This window comes from Mycolicibacterium obuense (assembly GCF_055397605.1).
In genome coordinates this window covers 36101-56952 of sequence record NZ_LC872746.1, presented here as the reverse complement: position 1 = coordinate 56952, position 20852 = coordinate 36101, and the positions used below count along the sequence as shown (strand labels likewise).

Here is a 20852-nt window from a genome sequence, read left to right as displayed (position 1 = left end):
GTTTGTAAGCTGGACCAGTACGGAGGTGAGGCAGCGGTGACGGAGACCAGCGAGGGTGTTGCCCCTACGCTTTTTCAAGCCGGCCCGGAGCAGATCAAGAACCGCAACCGCGTGCGGGATCTCGCCGAGGTCTACACCCACCACCGTGAGGTCACCGCGATGCTTGACCTCGTACCGGACATGTTCCCCAGCGAGGAAGCTCCCGACAACCTCGACAAAACCTTCCTCGAGCCGGCCGCAGGCCACGGCAACTTCCTGGTCGAGATCTTGCGCCGCAAACTGGCAGCGGTGGCTCCTGCCCGGTATCGCGGCGAGGAGTACGAGCACCGGATCCTTCGCTGTCTGGCCTCGATCTATGGCATCGATATCGACCCCGAAAACGTGACCGACTCCCGCCGGCATATGCGCTCCGTCATCGCCACTCACATTGGCGACCCGGCATCCCGAACCGCCGGATTCTGGTCGGCCGTCGACGCAATCCTCACCACCAACATCGTGCGCGCCGACACCCTCGCCGATGCCCAGGTGATCGAACTGGTCTCCTACCAGCCGGGCGCGGCCGGCACCTTCTTGCGGAAGTGGTCAACCCTGGAGGAGCCGGCGCTGGACTCGCAGCTCGATCTGTTCGATGTGCTGCCAGATGAGCCGCAACGTGACGAGATTCCGGTGCACTACGCGCAACTGGCTGCCAATCCGAAGCCGTTGGCGGCTAAGGGGAAGAGGCGATGACAGAGGTCCTGCACCGGCGATTCGGCAACCATGTGCCAGACATTCTCGACTGCCTGGCGCAACTGTCCAACGACGAGGTTCCCACCCCACCCAGGGTGGCGCGTGCGATGCTCGACATCCTTCCGGCCCACGTGTGGAGCGAGCCCAATTACCGCTGGCTCGACCCGTGCTGTAAGTCCGGGGTGTTCCTCCGCGAGATCGCCTCCCGCCTTCTCGCCGGGCTCGAGGAGTGGGAACCCGACTTCGACAAGCGTCGCAAGCACATCTACCGCGACATGCTTTTCGGTACGTCGATCACCCAGATGACCGGGATGATTTCGCGGCGCAGCGTGTACTGCGCTCGCGACGCCTCTAGCGAGCTGTCGGTGGTTCGTTTCGACGACCCGGACGGGAATTTGCCTTTCGTCGCGGCTCCGCACAGGTTCATCCGAGGCCGCTGCACCGTGTGCGGTGCGCCGGAAAGCCTTGAGCGCGAAGCTCGCGAGAACCATGCGTATTCGTTCATCCACGACGCGTACCCGACGAAAGAAATGAAGGACATGAAGTTCGACATCATCGTCACCAACCCCCCATACCAACTTTCCACCGAAGGCTACGGCGCAACCGCCTCGACGATTTACCACCGATTCGTTGAGATGGCCATCTCGATGAACCCCCGCTACCTGCTGATGATCACACCGTCGCGCTGGTTCGCCGGCGGCAAGGGGCTCGATGAGTTCCGCGACAAGATGATTGCCGATCGTCACCTCGCCAAGTTGGTCGACAACCCCAAGTTGTTTGACTGCTTTCCCGGCGTCGAGATCAAAGGCGGTGTTTCCTACTTTCTCTGGGACCGCGAGCACGACGGCGACTGCGAATTCTCCACGCGGATAGATGGCGTGATCCTCTCCACGCTGGTGCGTGATCTTCGTGCAGGTGATGGTGTTCTCGTCCGGGACAACCGCGCCATGTCCATCGTCGACAAGGTTCGGGCGAAGACGAGCAAAACCGTCGCCGAGGTGTGCTCGGTCCGAAAGCCTTTCGGGTTGAATATGTTCTCGAACTATGCGGGAAGCGTTCCCGAGCCTTTCCCCGGCGGTATCCCACTGATCTACAGCAACCGGGTCGGATACAGCAGGCCCGATCAGATTGAGCGTAACCACCAATGGATCGACCGCTGGAAAGTATTGATCCCCAAAGCGGGCGACGGCCACGGCCGTGATGTCTCCTACGTTCTGGGCGAGCCGATTGCAGTCGCTCCCGGGTCGGCGTGCACCCAGACATACTTGATCGCCGGGATGTTCGACACCGCCGACGAGACGGCGAACTTCGCCTACTACCTGGCGGGCAAGTTCGCGCGTTTCCTCGTGCTGCAGCGGAAAGTTACCCAGGACGTCACGCCGGACAGATTCAAGTTCGTCCCGATGCTTGATATGAAGCAGCGGTGGACCGACGAGGATCTGTACAACAATTTCGGGCTCACCGACGACGAGCGCGACTACATCGACCGAACCATCCACCCGCGGGAGCCGATTCTCTCCCTGGACTCCCCGATCCCCGCTTCCCACCGCCCTGGCGGCGTGAAGTATCGAATAGCTGACGAAGGCACCTCCGAGGACGAGGAGTGACCGCCGCCGAGGAGACGACGCTGCCGCCGGAAGAGGTCGAGACCGTCGGCTCGGGCAGTGTCGCCCGCCGGATCTACGCCTACACGCTGCCCGGTAAGGATGCCCAGCGGTGGGAACGCACGGTCGGCGGCACCCACTCCAGCGGAACGGGTCTGATCAAAGTCGGCGATACAACGAAAGCCGAAGTGCTACAGCGCATCAAGCAGCAGCTTGGCACCGCTTTCCCGCACCTTGAAGGGGTGACGCTGCTGCTGGACATAGAGGCCCGGCGCAACGATGGCAGCGCCTTCCGTGACCACGACGTCCACCGGGCCCTGGTCGCTAAAGGGATCCGCAAGGATGCCGAATGGTTCGAGGCAACCCCCGAAGAGGTCCAGGCCGCCATCGTCGCAGTGCGCAACGGCAAGCCCTATGACGGCACCCGCACCGCGGACTTCGGAATGCGGCCCGAGCAGGAGGAGGCCGTTGCCCAGACCGCCGGTTACTTCCGCTCACACGCCGAAGACGCCCACGCCCCGCGGTTCCTGTGGAATGCCAAGATGCGCTTCGGTAAGACCTTCACCACCTACCAACTCGCCCGTGAAATGGGTTGGAAGCGCATCCTGGTGCTCACTTACAAACCTGTGGTCCAGACCGCGTGGAAAGAGGACCTGCTCACCCACGTCGATTTCGAGGGCTGGCGATTCGTGGACCGGGAGTCCTCGCCGGAGGACCGCGACGGCGCGGCCGACGCCCCCGAGACGGTGGTCTGGTTCGCCTCGTTCCAGGACATGCGCGGCAGAACCGCGGACGGGAACATCAAGCAGCACAACGAGGTAATCCACCTCATCGACTGGGATGTCATCGTCCTTGACGAATATCACTTTGGAGCCTGGCGCGATTCGGCTCGCGAGCTGTACGACCCGACCGACGCCGAGATCGCCGAGGCCGAGGAGCCCGACGACTCGGTCACTGAGGACGATCTGGGTCTGTCTAGCCACCACTACCTGTACCTGTCGGGAACCCCGTTTCGCGCGATCACCAACGGTGAGTTCACCGAGGATCAGATCTTCAACTGGACCTACGTCGACGAGCAGCGCGAGAAGGAACGCTGGGACATTGCTGCCGAATCCAATCCCTACATCGACCTGCCGGGGATGCAGATCTTCAGCTACGACATCGGCGGGGACGCCGAAAGGTGGGCTGCCGACGGGGAATTCGACGGCTTCTCCCTCAACGAATACTTCAGGGCCAAGAAGGTCGTACCGAGATCCACCTCCACCGCTCCTGGGGCCTATTTGTTCGAGGATCCCAACCGGGTGTTCGAGTTCCTCGAGATGCTGCGCGGGACGCTGCCCGAGCAGATGAAGCTGCAGATCGTCGGCGGGCAGAAGCCGCCGTTCCCCTACCAGGCGCCGGTGTTTGCACGCGCCATCACGCATTCGGTCTGGTATCTCAACGACGTGGCCGCGTGCTTCGCCATGCGCGACGCCCTGCAGAAGCACCCGTATTTCTCTACTTTCGAGGTCGTGGTGGCCGCCGGCAGCGGGGTCGGAATGGGGAAGGAGGCCAAGCCCCCTGTGACCGACGCCATCAACCGTGCTGCCAAGACCGGCACTGGGTCGATCACCCTGACTTGCGGCAAGCTGATGACCGGGGTGACGGTGCGCGAATGGGGCGCGATCCTCATGCTGCGCTCGCTTAGGTCCCCGGAAACCTATTTCCAGGCCGCGTTCCGGGTGCAGTCGCCGTGGTCAAAGCGCCTCCCGGACGGCACCGTGGAGGTGCTCAAGGACCCGGTGTACGTCTTCGAGTTCGATCCGAACCGGGCCCTGACCCTGGTCGGCGAGTACGGCATGCGGTTGGGCGCCCTCGGGGATACGACACCGCAGGAAGCTATCGGCCAGCTGCTGAACTATCTGCCAATCTTCGCCTTCGCTGGCGGCATGATGACCGAACTCGACGCCGCCGACGTGCTGAACTGGGCCACCACCGGCATCGGCGCGACCGCGCTCGCGCAGCGGTGGAACTCGCCCCTGCTGGTCAACATCAACGAGCAGACCCTCACCAAGCTGCTCGACCACCCCGATCTGCTGGAGGCCCTCGGCCGGATCGAGGATTTCCGCAACCTGGCGCAGACCGCGGAGCAGGTCGTCACCTCCTCGAAGCTGCTTAAGAAGGCCAAACGGGAAAGCGACGACGGCAAGCTCAACCGTGAACAGAAACGGGAGCAGTCCGAGACCGCCAAGCGCCGCAAGGAGATCCGCGAGAAGCTTCAGAAGCTGCTCGCCAAGATCCCGGTGTTCATGTACGTCACCCAGGTCCGGGAGCAGGCACTCAAGGACATCATCCTCGGCGTGGACGGCCTGTTGTTCGAGCGGGTCACCGGCCTGAGCGTCGAGGACTTCAAGCTGCTCAACCAGATCGGGGTGTTCAATCCGATTCACATGAACGCCGCCATCTACCAGTTCAAAGCCTTCGAGGACTCCAGCCTCGAATACGCCGACAATCCCAACGTTGCGCGCGAAGAGCGCCCGATAGGGCTCTGGGACACCGTCATGCAGCCGCACGAGACGATCGAGGACGTCCTGGAGCGCGTCGCCGAAGAAGATGCTGCTGGATGACGCGATGCCCGACTAGCGAACTCGCCGCGATCAGATCAACGACGCTTCGCTCGTCGATAGTTGGCGTAACCAACTGCCCAGCAATAATTTTGGCGAATACTGAGAATGTCGTTACGTGACCGGCTAAAGGTCCGTGAACCGGAGACGTTCTCGCTGTACGTAGCGGGAATCCGCGGCTTCAATTCGTCGATGCTGTATCTGCCCACGAAAGGCAAGATCGGCGATTCTCACGGCGGCGGCGACTTCGGTTGAGCGGGTACAGGTGCGGGGGACGCCGGCACTGTGCTCACCACGGTCGTGGTCATCGTGGGTCCGTGCGGTAAAGGTATCGCAGCCTTATCGGCAGTGAACGCTGCGGTGACGGCCACTCCGACACCGAGTAACAGCATTGCGCTGTAAAAAGGGGCGATCGACCACGACGTCCACACCTCCCGAGGGGGGAGGTACTTGTCGCGCAACACCTTCCATTTCGCTGCGGCAGGCGCATCGCCGCATTGCGGCTCGTGGGCGTCCGTTGGGTCGAGCGTGAATCGCGGAACCATGCGTTCGGAGCGGCTTACCGCGTTGTAAAGAGCGCGGTAAGCCTTCTCGCTGCGGAGGTAATTCGCGTCGATGTAGGCGAACACGGCAATCAAGAACATTCCCAGCAGGGCGAGCAGCCACACGTGCTGGGTGAGTGCGAACCCGAAAAGTGCAGTGACAACAGGAAGCAGCCACCCCTTCGCGGACGCTGAGGCCGCCGACTGTCGAGTCACCACAGCTTGGATGTAGTCGAGGTGCTTGCGTCGGTCCTCCGGTGACACCTCCGGCTCGACGGGTTTGAGAGAAGACACCGCCGATTTGACCCGGTTGAGCACATCGTCCTTGCGGTCCTCGGAATAGTCCGTCTCTTGCGGCCAGATAGGCCCCATCGCGTCCGCATCGTTCCTAGGGACGAGATGGACGTGTAGGTGGGAAACCGTCTGTGTAGCGGCCGCTCCGTTGGACTGGATGATGTTGAAGCCCTCGGGGACGACCGCCGCCCGAATCGCTTCAGCGAGTCGTAGGACGGCCGCGGAGAGCTGCGCGGCCTCCTCGGTGCGCAAGCTCCAGATATCCGGAACGTGGCGACGCGGGATCACCAGTGTGTGGCCTAGTACTGCGGGGTCGGTCGGGAAGAAGGCGACCACATTCGCGTCGCGGTATACCTCGCGCACGTCAGGATCGCTGCGGTCGACGATCTCGCAGAACGGGCATTCCGCTGGAGGCACTACGCGCGTGCTCTCGCCTGGTCCACCCAGCTAGGCAAGTTGGCAGCGAGGTAGGCGTAGGTGGCCTTGGTGTCGATCCGGCCTAGATAGTCATGCTTGGTGGGGTCGAAGACCGGCACGCTCGTGACGCCAGCGACTGCGTCGAACGGGTTAGCCCCCTTGGTGTCGGTGAGCCCCATAGATGACAGCCCGTGGATGTGAACGCCGACGAGGGGCTTCTTGTTGTTCCATGCCTTCTCGATCTCGTACTTGACCCAGGGGCGGTTCGCAGTCTGCTGTCCGATAAGGACGACCACAGCTCGCTTGTACGCCATCTGCTTGTCGATCCAGCTGACTACCGCCTGCCGGCTGTTGCGCCGGACGGTTTCCCACTCTTGCGATCCGAGAGCGGGGCTTCCGTCTACGGCGCCGATATTCCTCACCAGCTGGACGCGGTGAACGTCACGGTCGTAGTGGAACGAATAGAACACCGTCCGTGTACCCAATGCCAAACTCCTGCCGTGATGCGGACCCTTTCTGGCCGCGGTTGAGGGTACCGGCCGGCTCCGACAGTCACTTGGTGTCATATCGAAGATCAACTTTTCGGATGCGCAGGCGAGCTCGACCAGCCCCTTGCGGTGGTCGGCACGCGCTCCCGTCATCACCAGCAAACACGGCGTTTTCTGCTCCAGTCGAACTTTGGGGTGGATTCCGTTGACCCACAGGTAGACGTTAGTCGCTGCCGGCCAGGTCACGGAGCCGGTGGGAGATCGGCTCGACTGGCACCATGTCGGTCAATACCCTAGCAAGCCAGCGGTCCGATCTAATCGGGTAGTTACGCCGTACCCGCGTCGTGTGGCTTACATGTGCGCGACGCATTCCCGCACGATCCGCGGCCCGGTTCCGTGAGTCCGATCAGTAAAGTCGACGAGGCGCACCGGACTGCGGGGCTCAAGGGCAAGCCGTTCGCCGCCGCGCTTGATGACAGGCTGATCCCCGCGGCGCATCGGCTGTTCTTCACCGCGACACCGAAGGTGCACAGTGGTCCGCGCACTCGCGGGGGCAAGCCGCGACGGCGTTCGGTGGCCTCCATGGATGACCCTGAGTTGTACGGACGGCAGGTCTTCACCTTGCCCACCCGGGCCGCTATCGAGCAAGGGATTCTGTCACCGTTCAAGGTCGCGGTCATTGCGGTGGCTGATAGCGCGGTGTCGTCAGCGCTCAAGGATCTGCGGATGATCAGTTTGGCGGCCGGCGAGGATGGTGCAGCCCGCGCCGATCATGTCGCCTCCTCGATCGCGCTGACCCAGGCTGCCGCTGATTACGGGTTGTCCAGCGTGCTGGCGTTTCACAATACGATTGCCGCAAGTTCAGAGTTTGCAGCCACTTTTCGCCGCACTCACGCGCTGTTGACGGCCAGGGGCCTTGTCCGTGACGGTCGCGCCGCGAAGGTCATCCATATCGACGGCTCCACCAAGCTCAGTGATCGGCTGGCCGCCACGCAGACGTTGGCTATTCACGACCCTGCGCGGTGGAACATGGTCACCAACGCCCGCTGTTTGACCGAGGGCATCAATATCCCGGCTCTGGATGCCGTGTTCTTCGCCGAGCCGCGATCGTCGGAGGTTGATGTGGCCCAAGCGGTCGGCAGAGCTATCCGCAAGAACCCCAATCATGACCGGCCCGCCCTCATCGTCCTGGCCGTCACAGTCGATGACAGCCAGGACGCCGAAACGGTCATCGACATAAGCGAATTCAAACGCGTGCGCCAGGTCCTTGCTGCGCTGCAGAGCCACGATCCGACACTGAACCGCGATCTCGGACTGGTCCGGCAGCGCCTGGCTGACGGTCCTAGCGCCGATGATGTCACCGACATCGAGACCGATATCCTAGATATCCACCTCCCCGCGAAATTGCCGAAGAAGCTTGCCGCACAGTTTTTTAGCGCTTTCAGCGTTCACACCGTCGACTCGCTGACTCGGCAGTGGGACCAGCATTACCAGGCCGCTCGGGCATTCGCCGCCGAACACGGTCACTCCAACGTGCCCCGCCGGCACCTGGCCCCGTCTGGCGCCGATCTCGGCACCTGGATTCAGCATCAGCGCACCCGGTATTCTCAGGGCCGTCTTCTTGCCCACCGCGTCGAACTTCTCGAGAGCCTGCCTGGATGGGCATGGAACCAGCATGAAGCCATTTGGAACCAGCGATTCAACGCGCTCACGGACTTCATCAAGGCCCATGGCCACCCGTACCCGGACTATAAGTACCGCACGCCCGCTGGGGATGCGCTGGGCATATGGGTCCAAAATCAGCGCGCCGCCTACAAATTGGGGCGTATGCCAGCGCGCCGCGTAGAACTGTTCGAGTCGCTGCCGGGTTGGACGTGGGATCCGCTCACAGATCAGCAGTGGGAGGCCAACTTCGCTGCGTTAGTCCAGTATGGGGCCGAGCACGGACACACCCGCCCACCCGCGGCGTACCGGGTTGGCGATTTCGCGGTCGGCAATTGGGTGGGGATGCAACGCAGACTTCACAACAACGGAAAGCTGCCCGCTGCACGCGCGAGGCGCCTTGCCGGGCTACCCGGGTGGTCGTGGAAGGCACTTGATGACCAATGGGACATCAATTTCGGGGACTTGGCCGTCTATGCCGCCCAGCACGGACATGCCCGGCCGCCGCAGGCCTACTATGCCGAGTCCGGACTTGCTCTGGGGCACTGGGTTTCCGATCAGCGTCGCCGACGAGCGAAGTTGTCCGATGAGCGCCGCGCGCGGCTGGAATCGCTGCCCGGCTGGGCGTGGAACCCCGCTGAGGCACAGTGGGAAGAGAACCTAGCCGCTCTGACGGCGTTCGCGGTCGAGCACGGGCACGCCTATCCGCCGCGTGACACAGGGGATCCCAGGTTGTTCAAGCTCAACAGTTGGGTGGTCACGCTGCGCCGTCCCGGGCGCCGGGACAGAATGGATCCGCAGCGACGCAAACAGCTCGAAGCGGTGCCAGGCTGGTCGTGGGATCTCCGCCAGGCATCAACGTGGGATGACTCTTTCGCTGCGCTAGCGGCATTCGCGGCCGAGCACGGCCACGCCGACCCACCCGCTGATTACCACTCGCCGGACGGCATTAATGTGAGCGACTGGGTGCGCCAGATGCGTCGGCCTTCGCGCCGCCGAAAGCTGCACCCTCGTCGGCGCGATCAGCTTGAAGCGTTACCAGGATGGCACTGGGGCATCGCCGAGACTGGACCTGCGCTCGGCGCGAACTCATCGGGGCTTGCGGCCGGGTCATCGGTCGAGTCCGAGGATGAGGGCCACGGACTTCTCGATGTGGCTCATCGTGGGTCTGTTGAGCGTTCCGAGGTGGCGCAGTAGTCGTCCTCGGGCGATGCCTCGGACTGCCCGGCAGACTGCGACGCTGTTGGTGTCGACGCCTTCATCGGGGGTGATCGGTGGCCGGAGGCTTGTCGGTGTGCGCGAACTCGACACCGGTATCACCACGACGAGTTCGGTGGGATCTGGATCGCCGGTGAGGAGTTCGTCAGCCGACACGATGACGGCGGGCCGGTGTTTGGCGGGTTCGCCGGGGCGGCCGGCGCCGAAGGCGACCAGCCACAGTTCGCCCCGGCGGGGATTAGTCGATTCCATCGGCGTCGGCCTGTTCCCAGTCGCGGTCCTCCTCGATGACGGCTGGGTTGGCGGCTTCTGCGCGGGTGGCGGCGCGTTCCTCGGCGAAGGCGGCGTCCCTTTCGGCGCGGTGGGACCATTCGTCGAGGAGTGCGACGACGGAGATGCCGCGGTCGCGGGCTTGTGCATTGAGGCGATCACGAGTGGTAACCGGTACGCGGATCGTTGTTGTAGGTGTAGACATGATCCCAGAATAAACTGTAGACAACTGTATCTACAGGGCTGTTTGGTCTCTTCGGTCCAGCGATCCCGGAACTTAGGGCATGGCGAGGATGGAGTTGCGTCGAACGCGGCATGGCTGGGAGGAGCCGCCGCCCCCTCTGTACTGCGTAAATGGGCATCCACTACGGGGTGGCGCCGGACGTGTGCTGATCGGAACGCAGCACTGCCAGACGTGTGGCATTCACCGTTCGATCTGCTGTCAGAAATGGGAAGAATTGCGTTTGATGCAACAACTGCGCGCCAGAGGAGTGTCAGCATCGCGGCATCTGGGAGGCCGCTGAATAATCGGCGTGCCTTCGTGGTGGGGTTGGTGTGAGCTGGGATAATAGGCTACGCGTCCAACAACTCCCGATCCGGCCGCTCCGCACCCTGCACAAACCAAAAACGCGAACATACTGCCCGGCGCCACCAAATGACCCACCAGGATCCTCGAGCTCACCGTCGCCGAACAAGTCCAGGCGATGATCAGCCATGTTTACTTCGGGTAGGGGACGGCCGTCGATCCCGGCGTCGGTGATGGCCTCGGTTCTGGTGTTGCAGACGTTGCAGGACCTGTCGGATCGCGAGACCGCTGAGGCGGTCCGGTGTGATCTGCGGTGGAAGGTCGCTACCGGGATGGCGTTGGACGACAAGGGGTTTGATCCGTCGACGCTGGTGTACTGGCGCAACGACTGGCGAAATCGGAGCGGCCGCAGCGGATCAACGACGCGGTACGCGCGGTGATCACACAGACCGGGGTGATGACTGGTCGGCGTAGGCGGGCGGTGGATTCCACGATTCTGGCTGACGCGGTGGCCACCCAGGACACCATCACCCAGCTGATTTTGGCGATCCGCCGGGTCGGGCGGGTGGTACCCGGGGGCAGCGAGGCCATCGCGGCGGTGTGCACCGGGCATGACTACAGCCGTGCGGGGAAGCCTCAGATCGACTGGGAGGAACCCGGCGCCAAGGACGCGTTGGTCTCGGCGCTGGTCAACGATGCGAACGCCCTGTTGGAGGCACTGGCCGGGATTGACGAGCAGATCGCTGCCGAGGAGATGGTGGCGGCGGCGTTGGCCAAGATGTCGAACCAGCTGAAGGCTCAGACGGCACCGACGGGCGGTGGCGTATCGGCCCGTCGGGTCGCCCCGGACGGGGTGATCTCCCAGGTCGACCCCGACGCCCGCCATACCCGTAAGTCACCTGAGGCACACCGGGATGGGTGTCGGGCGCATGTGGTGGCCGAACCCGAGACTGGGATCATCACCGATGAGGCGTTGACCATGGCCGCCGGAACCGAGAATTCCGATGCCGCGGTCGCCGAGCAGTTCCTGACCGAGGACACCACCACCAGTGGTGGTGGGCGTGAGTGGTATGGCGATTCTGCTTACGGCACAGTCGATTTGCGTGGCGCGATCCGCGATGCCGGCCACGATCTCGAATTCAGTGCGAGGTACATGGTGCAACTCATCATCACCGGCCAAGACGCACTCGAACCTTCGGCGGCCATCGAGGTGACGAGCCGACTCCGCCTCGTCGCGGGCGACAGCACAGCCCGGCCTCCCGAGGGCACGGTGCTGTCTACGCCGGAGGATTCGCGATAGTCACCCTTTCCGAGGGTCAGAATCGCAGCGTGGCTGGGAGCGATCTGGGACCTCGGTACGAGCCCGGGCCCCCGGTGAGGTACGGGCTACAAGCACTCGCTAGGCTCTCCAGCGCGATCTTGGCCCGTTCGCGATCTCTATACACAAGGAAATGCAGCACGATACCGTCCAGGGCAGCCAAGATCAGCCGAGCGGTCTGCTCGATGTCAATACCGCCCGCGGCGACCGTACCCTCGACCGCTGTCCTCAACGCATTGGCGACAAGAGCGCAGTTGCGGTCGTACTGCCGTTGCGCCATCCAGTGCGAGTCAGGGTGGCGCAAACAGTAGATCATGAGCTCAAATTGCATCAGCTGGAAGGACGGATCGTCTTCGACGAGGCTCCAGAAGACAAACAGCGCCTCGCGCACCGCGTTCTCGGGTGTCGAATGTTTCCGAGCCTGCGGGTGTTGCGCATCGCGCCGCAGCGCTTCGACTTGGTCGCCAACGAAATCTATGACTGCGCAGATCAATTCGTCTTTGTCCGTGAACGTGTGGTGCACCGAACTTAACGGGAGGCCGGATTGCTCGGCCACCTTGCGGGTGGTCGTCGCTTCCAACCCCACGTCGGCGATCACCTCTATCGCCGCGTTGATGAGCTGCTGACGACGTTCGAGGGCGCGCTGTGATCGGAGACTCTTTGACACCTGATCAGCCTACCTCTAAGTTGGGTCATGTGACCCCGGGTCACATGACCCAGATATTGTGGGTCGAAGTTGGATCCGCAATGAATCGAGAGGGACTTTCAAAATGGCAGATCACCGCGCGACAGCAGCGACCCAATCGCTGATTCGTCCGCTGGACCTGAGCGAGGAGGTGTACGCCAGCTTTGGCAGCTTCGTCGGATACTGCGTTCGTGCAACTGGGCATATCGATGTCGCGGCGATGACGCGCGCCCTTGCCCAACTGCGATCGTGTTATCCAGTGCTCGCCACCCGAATAGTCCCACTGGGCACCGGGCGGCACGCTATCACCGCAGAAAGAGACGATGCTGACCCCACCTACGTGACCGTCACCTCGGGGCGCGGCTCACCGCCTCTGCGTGGCTTGACGATGCGCCAGCAAGACCAAGTGTGCGCCGTGCACATCGCCGAAGGAGAAGGCGATACTACTGTCGCCTTCTTCACCCACCACAGCGTGGCTGACGGGCAGCATTCTCTGGTCCTTCTCACTCAGCTGTGGTCGATGTACACCGATATCGTTGCCGGACGCCCATCCCCGGCTGTAGCTCCCCACCCGTACCCTGAGTCGGCCGAGGCCCTGCTGCTGGCACGCGGTTATCTTGACGCTACATCGTCGGGCTCAGTTCCGTCGCCCTGCAGTGACATCAGCGACACCACCGTCGCGAACGACGCTGCGTCCGCCGAGTTCATCCGGCTGCGGCTGACGCCGGCGCAGACAACACAGCTCATCTCCAACGCCCGGTCGCAGCACACGACCGTGAATGGCGTCATCTCGGCCGCATTGATTCTCGCCGAAGCACAGGTACGTTCCGTCGACATGGGCGAGATCGCCTACATGTACACCGTCGACCTACGCTCACGTCTGAACCCGCCGGTGGGACTCACCGAGGGCACGAATGTGATAGCCCCGGTGTTTGCGACAGGGGCCGATGTCGCTGGGGACGGAATGTACGAGATGGCCCGCAAACTCAATACCAAGCTCGCAGCGGATCTGGACCGAGGCATGATCGCCGAGCTCTTGGGACTAGTGGCGGCACTATCCAATGACGAGTTCCCCGAACTGCCCGCAGTGCTGACTCCCGGGGAAACACTGAGCAGCACCAACTGGGGGCGGATACCCGAACTCGTTACCCCGCCGAGCGTTTCGCTCATCGATTTTCACCCAGCATCCTATCAACAATGGCAGTCGCCACAGGGACTCGACATCCCCGGCCTGCACATGACAGAAAGCGCGTACATCACCACCTTCAACGGATCCCTGGCCATCGATTTCGCCAGTTCCGACAATCCTGACCTGGCAGCAGCTCGCGCGGCCGCCACGCGACAACTCCTGACCCCAGAGGACGTGCAGAACGTCGTCGACGACGGCGGAGAGTGAGCCCGCTGCTTACCCTTGAGGTGCAGGCGCTCAGACCCTTGTCTCGGTTGCGGTAACCGCGATCACCAGCTGGCGCTCCGGGGTTGGCCGACGCCGACGCCAAGACCCTTCACAGCCCACCAATCCGATCGTGATGCCATGAATCATGCGCCGACCAACCGCAGTCTCGTGGCGCTCGCGATCCCCTCAGCTCACATTCGAACTCCCACTGGAGAACCAACATGCATGACACCCGCCTGAGGTCTGGACAACGTAGATTCCGATCGACTTCGCATCCCACCATCGCCGACAAAAAGGCCGGAACGTTGACGTACGCCGGACGACGCCGCCTACCCCTTCTGCTAACGGTAGCCCTGACGGCCCTCGCGTCGTCGTTGACACTCATCCCCGCGGCGTCCGCCGACCCCTGCCCAGGAGTCGAGGTGGTCTTCGCTCGCGGCACCTTCGAAGCGCCAGGACCCGGGCAAACAGGACAAGCGTTCGTCGACGCACTGCGCGCCCATCTGCCCGATGAGTCCGTAGATCTCTACCCCGTGAATTATCCTGCCTCCCTTGATTTTCCCCGGGCGGCCGACGGGGTTGCCGACGCGAGCACCAGAGTTGCGGCGATCGCCGCGCAATGCCCGGAAACGCAGATCGTGCTCGGCGGGTACTCACAGGGAGCCGCCGTGGCGGCCTACACCACCACCGACGTCGTTCCGCCGGGATACGCTCTGCCGCCCGGAATTACGGGCCCGCTACCACCCGAGATCGCCGATCATGTCGCCGCCGTAGTGTTGTTCGGCAAACCCACGCAAGGCTTTGTGCACATGCTCGTCCAAACAGCCCCACCCATTACCATCGGCTCGCGGTATGCCGACCGGACCATCGACCTCTGTATGGTTGGGGACCCGGTGTGCTCGCCAGACGGCTTTGAACGCTCCGCCCACAGCGCATATCGCACAGCTGGGATGACCACCGAAGCAGCGCAATTCGCTGCCGACAGAGTGCGTCTTCGCGCCTAAGCGGTCCGTTTCACTCCGAGAGTTAGGGCGGCGCAGGCGAAGGAATCTCGGGACGACAGCCACCACCTCGACCGGATTCGATGGTGATTGCCGGTCAGGATTCTCTTCGCCCCGGCTTTGCACCCACCGAACATTGTGGTGGCACTCACATCGCTGTACGGTACGGAGGGTACTGTTAAGTACCCGACGTCGAAAGGGAGAGAAGACATGAACTCGCTCACTACCCCCTCGGCGGCCCGCCTACCGGAGGCGACCAGGCTCCCCGGCCCGGTTTTGCTCGCCGGCTGGATCTATTTCCGCAGACGTCTTCTGACCGGACTTCAGTGCCGCCACGGGTCGACCTTCACCATGAAGATGGCGCCCTACGGGCGCTGCGTCGTGTTGACCACCGCCGATCTGACCAAGGAACTCTTCACCGCCAGTACTGAGATCGCCGGTAACGGGGTCCCCAACCTCGGCAACGTCCTCGGGCCCGGGTCGACGTTCGCACTGGAGGGCGAAGCGCACCGACGCCGACGCAAGCTCCTGGTACCGCCCTTCCACGGCAGACAGATGAGGGCCCACGAGCAGCTCATGATCGAGGAGACCCGCCGCGAGGCCACGACGTGGCGGATGGGCGAGGAGATGGAGTCCGCCGAGCCATTCATGCGCTTGACGCTCAACATCATCCTGCGCGCCGTCCTCGGCGCCGAAGGCGCACACCTGGAGCAGTTGCGACGCATCATGCCGCCGATGGTGGAACTCGGAGCCAAGCTGACCGCCTCACCGTTCGCCGACCCCGACCGCAGATGGGGGGCTTGGGCACGATTCCGCTCGATGCGTGCCGAGTATGACGCAGTGGTGCTCGACCTCATCGCGGCCACGCGCGCCGATCCGACGCTGTCCGAACGCGACGACGTCCTGGCCATGCTGGTGCAGAGCACCTACGAGGACGGCGAAGCGATGACCGACACCGAGATCGCCGATGAGCTTTTCACCCTGCTCGGCGCAGGGCACGAGACCACGGCCAACACACTTGCCTGGGCCGTCGAACGCCTGCGACGCCATCCTGCGCTCCTCGACCGACTCGTCGAGGAGATCGATCGAGGTGGAACCGAGCTGTTGGCAGCCACGGTGCTCGAGGTCCAGCGCACCCGGCCGGTTGTTACCGAGGTCGCGCGGATGATCGCCGGGGAGCCCCTGCAACTGGGCCAGTGGGTGATCCCGCCGGGCTACCAGATTGTGGTCGCGCTCGACCAGGTACAGCTCGACGAGAACGTTTTCCCTGACCCCATGACGTTCCACCCCGACCGGTTCATTGGCGCCAAACCCGGTATGTACTCCTGGATTCCGTTTGGTGGTGGCACCCGCCGGTGCATCGGTGCCGCCTTCGCCGACATGGAGATGAACGTCGTGTTGCGCACCTTGCTGCAGGACTATGAGCTGTCCCCCACGACAGCCCCGGACGAGAAGTGGCGCTCCCGGGGTGTGGCCTGGACCCCGGGCGACGGTGGCCGGGCCGTCTGGCATCGCCGCACTGTGCCGCAGGTCGTCGGCAGGGTCGACGCCGCGGTCGGCGAGGTCGTGGCGTGATGACCGACCCCCGTGAGGAGTTCGCCGATGTCGGCCAAGGGATCACGTTGTGCTTCGAGCAGATCGGTGACGCCGATGCGACGCCACTGCTGCTCGTCGCCGGACTGGGCCAGCAACTGCTGTCCTGGCCGTTACCGCTGTGCGAGGCACTGGCCGGGCGCGGTTTTCGGGTGATTCGCTTCGATAACCGCGACAGCGGCCGGTCGACTCACGCGAGCGCGAAGCCCCCCGGGCTGCTGGCCATGCTCACCGGTCGCTACCCCAGCGATACCTATGGTCTCCACCACCTGGCCCGCGACACCGTAGGGCTGCTGGACGCGCTGGCGATTGAACGGGCCCATGTCTTCGGCGCGTCGATGGGCGGCATGATCGCGCAGGTCGTTGCCAGCCGGTGGCCGCAGCGAGTGGCCAGCCTGACCTCCATGTTCTCCACCACCGGTGCGCCGCGCATCGGACGGCCCGCCTGGTCGACCTGGTTGAGGATGCTCGCCTCGCCACCGTCCTCGGCCCACGAGGCCGCCGACGCCGATGTCGCGACGTACGCTCACATCGGCTCCGTTGGCTTCCCGCAGGACGAAGCCTGGATACGCGACCACGCCGCTGCGGCCTGGCGCCGCGACCCGAGCCCCGACGGAGCCTCCCGGCAGCTTGCGGCGATACTGGCCACCGGCGACCGCACTGCCGAACTCGCTCGCATAATCGCGCCGACACTGGTGATCCACGGAGACCGCGACCGGATGGTCGCCACATCGGGCGGCCGGGCCACCCACCGGGCCATCGGGCATTCGCGACTGTGGGTCGTACCCGGACTGGGCCACGACTACCCTCCTGCGTTCTGGCCGCAGCTCGTTGACGCCGTCGCCGACCAGGCGGGCACCACCGACCTGCCGCCGCAAGTGCGCGGCGATGTCCAGGCTGCGGCCGCCCCAGGCACCTTCAGCTCGACCATCCAGAAACGGAGAAGCGGTGCACCATCAGAGGCCTGATCCGCTCGCCGCCACACTGCGGTCATCACCGGCGCGGCTTCGGGCATAGGGCGGACGATCGAGCAGCGGCTTGCTCGATACGGCTGCCGCCCGATAGGACGTGCGGCGAATCGCTCGGAGCTTCCCCGGGCCACTCGATAAGATCTCGCACGGCAGGCCGATGTTCCACGCCCCGAGAGCTTGGTCTGTAGGGCGACATTCCAAGCAGTCGGCGGGCGAGATGGTCCGCCACGGCCACTCCCCCTTGATCCGACCGAGCGGCCGCATGAGCCAGGACAGCAAGTTCCTCTGCCTGATGTACCCGAGTCCCTTTGTTGGTTGGGCCTGGATCTGCGGCGACGGCAGTGACTCGAACCCTGATCGGGAGGAGGTGGCGAAGCTGATCGACAGGTCATACCGGTTGTGGCCACCAAGAGAATTCATCGCCCAACTCGAGACCCAAGGAGCGTCGTGACATTTGCCAGCCCATACCCTGAGGTCGAGATTCCGGACACCGGTGTCTACGACTACCTGTTCGGCGAATTATCAGACGCCGATGCCAATCGAGTGGCGCTGGTGGACGCCCCGACGGGCACCGAGCTGACCTACCGGGGTCTGATCACCCGGATCGACGCCTTCGCCGCGGGTCTGGCGGACCGCGGAATCGGTGTCGGCAACGTCGTGGGCCTGCTCTCCCCCAACAGCTCGGGCTTCGCAGTCGCGTTCCACGGCATCCTGCGCGCCGGGGCGACGGCCACCACCATCAACGCGCTGTTCACCGCCAAGGACATTGCCACGCAGTTGACCGACGCGCACGCCACGATGCTCATCACCGTCTCCGCACTGCTGCCCCAGGCCGCCGAAGGCGCTGCGCACGCCGGCCTGTCCCCCAGCGAGGTAGTAGTGCTCGACGGCGCCGGCGAAGCCGCTGCGGCCAAGCATCTAAGTGTCGATGATCTGCTGGCCTGCGGCGCCGACGCCCCCATGGTCTCGTTCGACGCCGCGACACATCTGGCGGCCCTGCCCTACAGTTCCGGGACAACGGGCAATCCCAAGGGCGTCATGCTCACCCATCGCAACCTCGTGGCCAACGTCGCACAGTTCAGTTCCATCCAGGGGATCACCGCCGATGACGTGATCATCGCCGTGCTCCCGTTCTTCCACATCTACGGGATGACAGTTCTGCTCAACGCCGCGTTGCGCGCCCGGGCCCGGCTGGTCATCATGCCGTCCTTCGATCTGCAGAAGTTCCTGACCAACATCGAGAACCACCGATGCACCGTTGGCTACATCGCCCCGCCGGTCGCGGTCGCGTTGGCCAAGCACCCAGTCATCGACCAGTTCGATCTGTCGTCACTGAAGGTCGTCATGTCGGGCGCCGCACCCCTGGACGAGGATCTGGGCCATGCCGTCGCCAAGCGGATCAGCTGCCGGGTTGTGCAGGGCTACGGGATGAGTGAACTCTCCCCGGTGAGCCACTGCATGCCCTTCGACGGTGGTGAGCAAAGCGTCGGGGTGACCCCGCCCCTGAGCTCAGTGGGCTGGACCGTGCCGAATGCCGTCAGCAAGATCATCAACCCGGAAACCGGCGCCGAAATCGGCATTCCGGAGTCGGGTCGTAGCGAGGCCGGCGAATTGTGGTTCTCCGGCCCCAATGTGATGGCCGGCTATCTGGGCAACGACAAGGCGACTTCCGAGACCATCGACGGCGACGGGTTCCTGCACACCGGCGACATGGCGTGTGTGGACTCCACTGGTTGCGTGTACATCGTCGACCGGCTCAAGGAACTGATCAAGTACAAGGGGTATCAGGTGCCGCCCGCCGAACTCGAGGCCCTGCTGCTGACCCATCCCGGCATCGCCGATGCCGCCGTCATCGGTGTCACCGATGCTGACGGTGAGGAGATCCCGAAAGCGTTTGTCGTCAAGCAGTCCGGCGCCACCGTCGACGAAGAACAGGTCATGGCGTTCGTGGCCGACAACGTCGCGCCGTACAAGAAGGTGCGCCGGGTGGAGTTCATCGACGCCATACCGAAGTCGGCGTCCGGGAAAATACTGCGCAAGGACCTGCGGGGCTAGCTGCGGCGACCCTCGGTCTGATCACCGCGCCCACGATGACGATTGCACTGAGGCGAGTCTGCGCCGCCGAGCGGCGGCCCAGACTCGCTACAATCCGTCCATGGCTGGCGTCGTAGGGAAAAGGCGCGCAGCGATGAGTCATTCCGCTCCTCTGCCGGGCTCAGTCCCCGTCGACGCGCACGAGCGCCTAATCCGAGCCCTGGCGCAGTCCATCGAAGTCAAGGGCTACCGCAAGACCGCTGTTACCGACGTGGTCAGCCTGGCCAAGGCATCTCGTCGGACCTTCTACCGTGTCTTCGGGACCAAAGACGACGCCCTCTTGGCGCTGATGAAGGATGTCAACGCCAGTCTGATCGCGGATCTGCGTGCGGCGGTAGACCCGCGACTGTCGTGGAAGTCGCAGGTGGACAAGGCGATCCGCGTCTATTTCGCTCATGTCGAACGGTGGCCGGCGGTCCACCTGTGCTCCATTCGCGAACTCCCCTACCTGGGAGAGATCGCCGAGCCGGTGATCCGCCAGAGCAACGACGCCTTCGCCTCCCTCATCACCACCATGACCGACAACGAGCAGTTTCGGCGCGCCGGAATCGAACCCGCCACCCGGCTGCACGCGATGATGGTCCAAGGCGCGCTGAATGAACTCGTCGCCGACATCCTGCAGTCATCCGGCCGGATCGCCGACGGAGTGGATCTGGCGATAGCCAGCACGGCGGCACTGCTGTCACTTGACGTCGACACGCCGCAACCGACCTGAGACTCACACGGTCAGATGCGTCAGTGCCCCGCCTCCACGAGCCACACCCCCACAACGATCACCAAGATGCCGCATGCCATGGTCCGCGTCAGCGGCTCTCGCAGGAACAGCCGTGCGAAGATCGCTGTTAGCGCCACTCCGCACGCCGCCCACACGCCATAGGCGATCCCGATTGGCAGGCCGAGCGACAGGCTACGGGCCAGGCAGGAAAAGGCGATCACGTAACCGAGGATCACGACCAAGTACCACGACGGACGGCCGCGGTCCACGGCGATTTTGAGGCACAGAGTCGCGCTCACCTCGCTGAGGATCGCGAATCCTAGAATCCACCACTGCATCAGAGCTCCTGGCCGATCCGCCGGTGACCAGCCTGCGCGCCCCACTCGACCAGAACGACCCCCACGACGATCAGGGCAATGCCGCCCACCGACGTGCCGGAGAGTGTGTGGCCGAACAGCAGGGCGGCGCACAGGGCGGTCAGGGCGACGCCGCTGGCTGCCCAAATGCCGTACGCCACCCCGACCGCCGTGCCCGACTTCAGAATGCGCACCAGAAGTGCAAACCCGACGCCATACCCGAGGACGACCACCAGATACCACCAGGGGTGTTCCACTGCTGCCTGCATAGCCAGCGACGCCCCCACCTCGGCGGTAATCGCGCAGCTCAGCAAACCCAGAGGAGTTGTCCCCGCCCGCGCCCCCGTGGCCCGGCGCAAACGCCGGGCAC

Annotated in this window: 19 protein-coding genes and 1 pseudogene; 12 read left to right on the top strand and 8 right to left on the bottom strand. The window is 63.9% G+C overall.

What is annotated here, in order from left to right:
* Positions 1–36 precede the first annotated feature (36 nt).
* The 3 genes from ACZ50N_RS27540 to ACZ50N_RS27530 are packed head-to-tail and all read left to right on the top strand — an operon-like array spanning position 37 to position 4939.
* Positions 37–729 (top strand): type III restriction endonuclease subunit M, encoded by a 693-nt coding sequence (locus ACZ50N_RS27540; RefSeq protein WP_275092590.1) that lies wholly within the window; start codon positions 37–39, stop codon positions 727–729.
* Positions 726–2336, top strand: a complete 1611-nt coding sequence (locus tag ACZ50N_RS27535; RefSeq protein ID WP_275092589.1) for an Eco57I restriction-modification methylase domain-containing protein — start codon at positions 726–728, stop codon at positions 2334–2336. Before ACZ50N_RS27540 ends, ACZ50N_RS27535 begins: the two co-directional genes overlap by 4 nt.
* Entirely contained in the window at positions 2333–4939 is a 2607-nt protein-coding gene (locus ACZ50N_RS27530) for a GIY-YIG nuclease family protein (RefSeq protein ID WP_275092588.1), read from the top strand. The genes ACZ50N_RS27535 and ACZ50N_RS27530 overlap by 4 nt, the downstream gene beginning before the upstream one ends.
* Before the next feature lie 227 nt (positions 4940–5166).
* Here the strand turns inward: ACZ50N_RS27530 and ACZ50N_RS27525 are convergent, their stop codons facing one another.
* The 3 genes and pseudogenes from ACZ50N_RS27525 to ACZ50N_RS27515 form a co-directional block, all read right to left on the bottom strand.
* Positions 5167–6189 carry an HIT family protein gene (locus tag ACZ50N_RS27525; protein ID WP_082164298.1) on the bottom strand — a complete coding sequence of 341 codons (1023 nt, stop codon included), beginning with the start codon at positions 6187–6189 and terminating at the stop codon, positions 5167–5169.
* The gene (locus ACZ50N_RS27520; protein ID WP_407939210.1) at positions 6189–6755 is read right to left on the bottom strand and encodes a TIR domain-containing protein; all 567 of its coding nucleotides are present in this window, start codon (positions 6753–6755) and stop codon (positions 6189–6191) included. The genes ACZ50N_RS27525 and ACZ50N_RS27520 overlap by 1 nt, the downstream gene beginning before the upstream one ends.
* A gap of 30 nt (positions 6756–6785) precedes the next feature.
* Positions 6786–6924, bottom strand: a pseudogene (locus ACZ50N_RS27515) (IS256 family transposase); the annotation flags it as partial.
* 149 nt (positions 6925–7073) lie between these two features.
* Between ACZ50N_RS27515 and ACZ50N_RS27510 the strand changes: the two are divergent.
* Entirely contained in the window at positions 7074–9536 is a 2463-nt protein-coding gene (locus ACZ50N_RS27510) for a helicase associated domain-containing protein (RefSeq protein WP_437126980.1), read from the top strand.
* Here the strand turns inward: ACZ50N_RS27510 and ACZ50N_RS27505 are convergent.
* Together ACZ50N_RS27505 and ACZ50N_RS27500 are read right to left on the bottom strand one after the other, a co-directional pair.
* A complete protein-coding gene (locus ACZ50N_RS27505; protein WP_079632919.1) occupies positions 9450–9809 on the bottom strand; it encodes a type II toxin-antitoxin system PemK/MazF family toxin in 360 nt (119 codons plus the stop codon). The genes ACZ50N_RS27510 and ACZ50N_RS27505 overlap by 87 nt on opposite strands.
* Positions 9796–10032: a hypothetical protein gene (locus tag ACZ50N_RS27500; protein WP_046361779.1), complete on the bottom strand. Its 237-nt coding sequence runs from the start codon at positions 10030–10032 to the stop codon at positions 9796–9798. The genes ACZ50N_RS27505 and ACZ50N_RS27500 overlap by 14 nt, the downstream gene beginning before the upstream one ends.
* Before the next feature lie 509 nt (positions 10033–10541).
* Here ACZ50N_RS27500 and ACZ50N_RS27495 point away from each other — a divergent pair.
* Both ACZ50N_RS27495 and ACZ50N_RS27490 read left to right on the top strand, forming a co-directional pair.
* The gene (locus tag ACZ50N_RS27495; protein ID WP_079632918.1) at positions 10542–10793 is read left to right on the top strand and encodes a transposase; all 252 of its coding nucleotides are present in this window, start codon (positions 10542–10544) and stop codon (positions 10791–10793) included.
* Between the two features lie 41 nt (positions 10794–10834).
* Entirely contained in the window at positions 10835–11653 is an 819-nt protein-coding gene (locus tag ACZ50N_RS27490) for a hypothetical protein (RefSeq protein WP_052765110.1), read from the top strand.
* Positions 11654–11669: 16 nt separating this feature from the next.
* Here the strand turns inward: ACZ50N_RS27490 and ACZ50N_RS27485 are convergent, their stop codons facing one another.
* Positions 11670–12338 carry a TetR/AcrR family transcriptional regulator gene (locus tag ACZ50N_RS27485; RefSeq protein ID WP_046361780.1) on the bottom strand — a complete coding sequence of 223 codons (669 nt, stop codon included), beginning with the start codon at positions 12336–12338 and terminating at the stop codon, positions 11670–11672.
* A gap of 103 nt (positions 12339–12441) precedes the next feature.
* On the opposite strand from ACZ50N_RS27485, the gene ACZ50N_RS27480 reads away from it, so the two are divergent.
* From ACZ50N_RS27480 to ACZ50N_RS27455, 6 genes are all read left to right on the top strand, one after another.
* The gene (locus tag ACZ50N_RS27480; RefSeq protein WP_064282753.1) at positions 12442–13752 is read left to right on the top strand and encodes a phthiocerol/phthiodiolone dimycocerosyl transferase family protein; all 1311 of its coding nucleotides are present in this window, start codon (positions 12442–12444) and stop codon (positions 13750–13752) included.
* Between the two features lie 353 nt (positions 13753–14105).
* Entirely contained in the window at positions 14106–14756 is a 651-nt protein-coding gene (locus ACZ50N_RS27475; RefSeq protein ID WP_064282769.1) for a cutinase family protein, read from the top strand.
* A 207-nt stretch (positions 14757–14963) separates the two neighbouring features.
* Complete coding sequence (locus ACZ50N_RS27470) at positions 14964–16328, top strand: cytochrome P450 (RefSeq protein WP_064282754.1); 1365 nt, start codon at positions 14964–14966, stop codon at positions 16326–16328.
* On the top strand, positions 16328–17314 hold the full coding sequence (locus ACZ50N_RS27465; protein WP_064282755.1) for an alpha/beta fold hydrolase: 987 nt from the start codon (positions 16328–16330) through the stop codon (positions 17312–17314). Before ACZ50N_RS27470 ends, ACZ50N_RS27465 begins: the two co-directional genes overlap by 1 nt.
* A 450-nt stretch (positions 17315–17764) precedes the next feature.
* Positions 17765–19372 carry a 4-coumarate--CoA ligase family protein gene (locus ACZ50N_RS27460; protein ID WP_464475760.1) on the top strand — a complete coding sequence of 536 codons (1608 nt, stop codon included), beginning with the start codon at positions 17765–17767 and terminating at the stop codon, positions 19370–19372.
* Positions 19373–19472: 100 nt separating this feature from the next.
* Positions 19473–20126, top strand: a complete 654-nt coding sequence (locus tag ACZ50N_RS27455; protein ID WP_464470846.1) for a TetR/AcrR family transcriptional regulator — start codon at positions 19473–19475, stop codon at positions 20124–20126.
* 20 nt (positions 20127–20146) lie between these two features.
* Here the strand turns inward: ACZ50N_RS27455 and ACZ50N_RS27450 are convergent, their stop codons facing one another.
* Both ACZ50N_RS27450 and ACZ50N_RS27445 read right to left on the bottom strand, forming a co-directional pair.
* Positions 20147–20464: a DMT family transporter gene (locus ACZ50N_RS27450; RefSeq protein ID WP_046361785.1), complete on the bottom strand. Its 318-nt coding sequence runs from the start codon at positions 20462–20464 to the stop codon at positions 20147–20149.
* On the bottom strand, positions 20464–20796 hold the full coding sequence (locus ACZ50N_RS27445) for a DMT family transporter (RefSeq protein ID WP_432806136.1): 333 nt from the start codon (positions 20794–20796) through the stop codon (positions 20464–20466). Before ACZ50N_RS27445 ends, ACZ50N_RS27450 begins: the two co-directional genes overlap by 1 nt.
* Positions 20797–20852 lie beyond the last annotated feature (56 nt).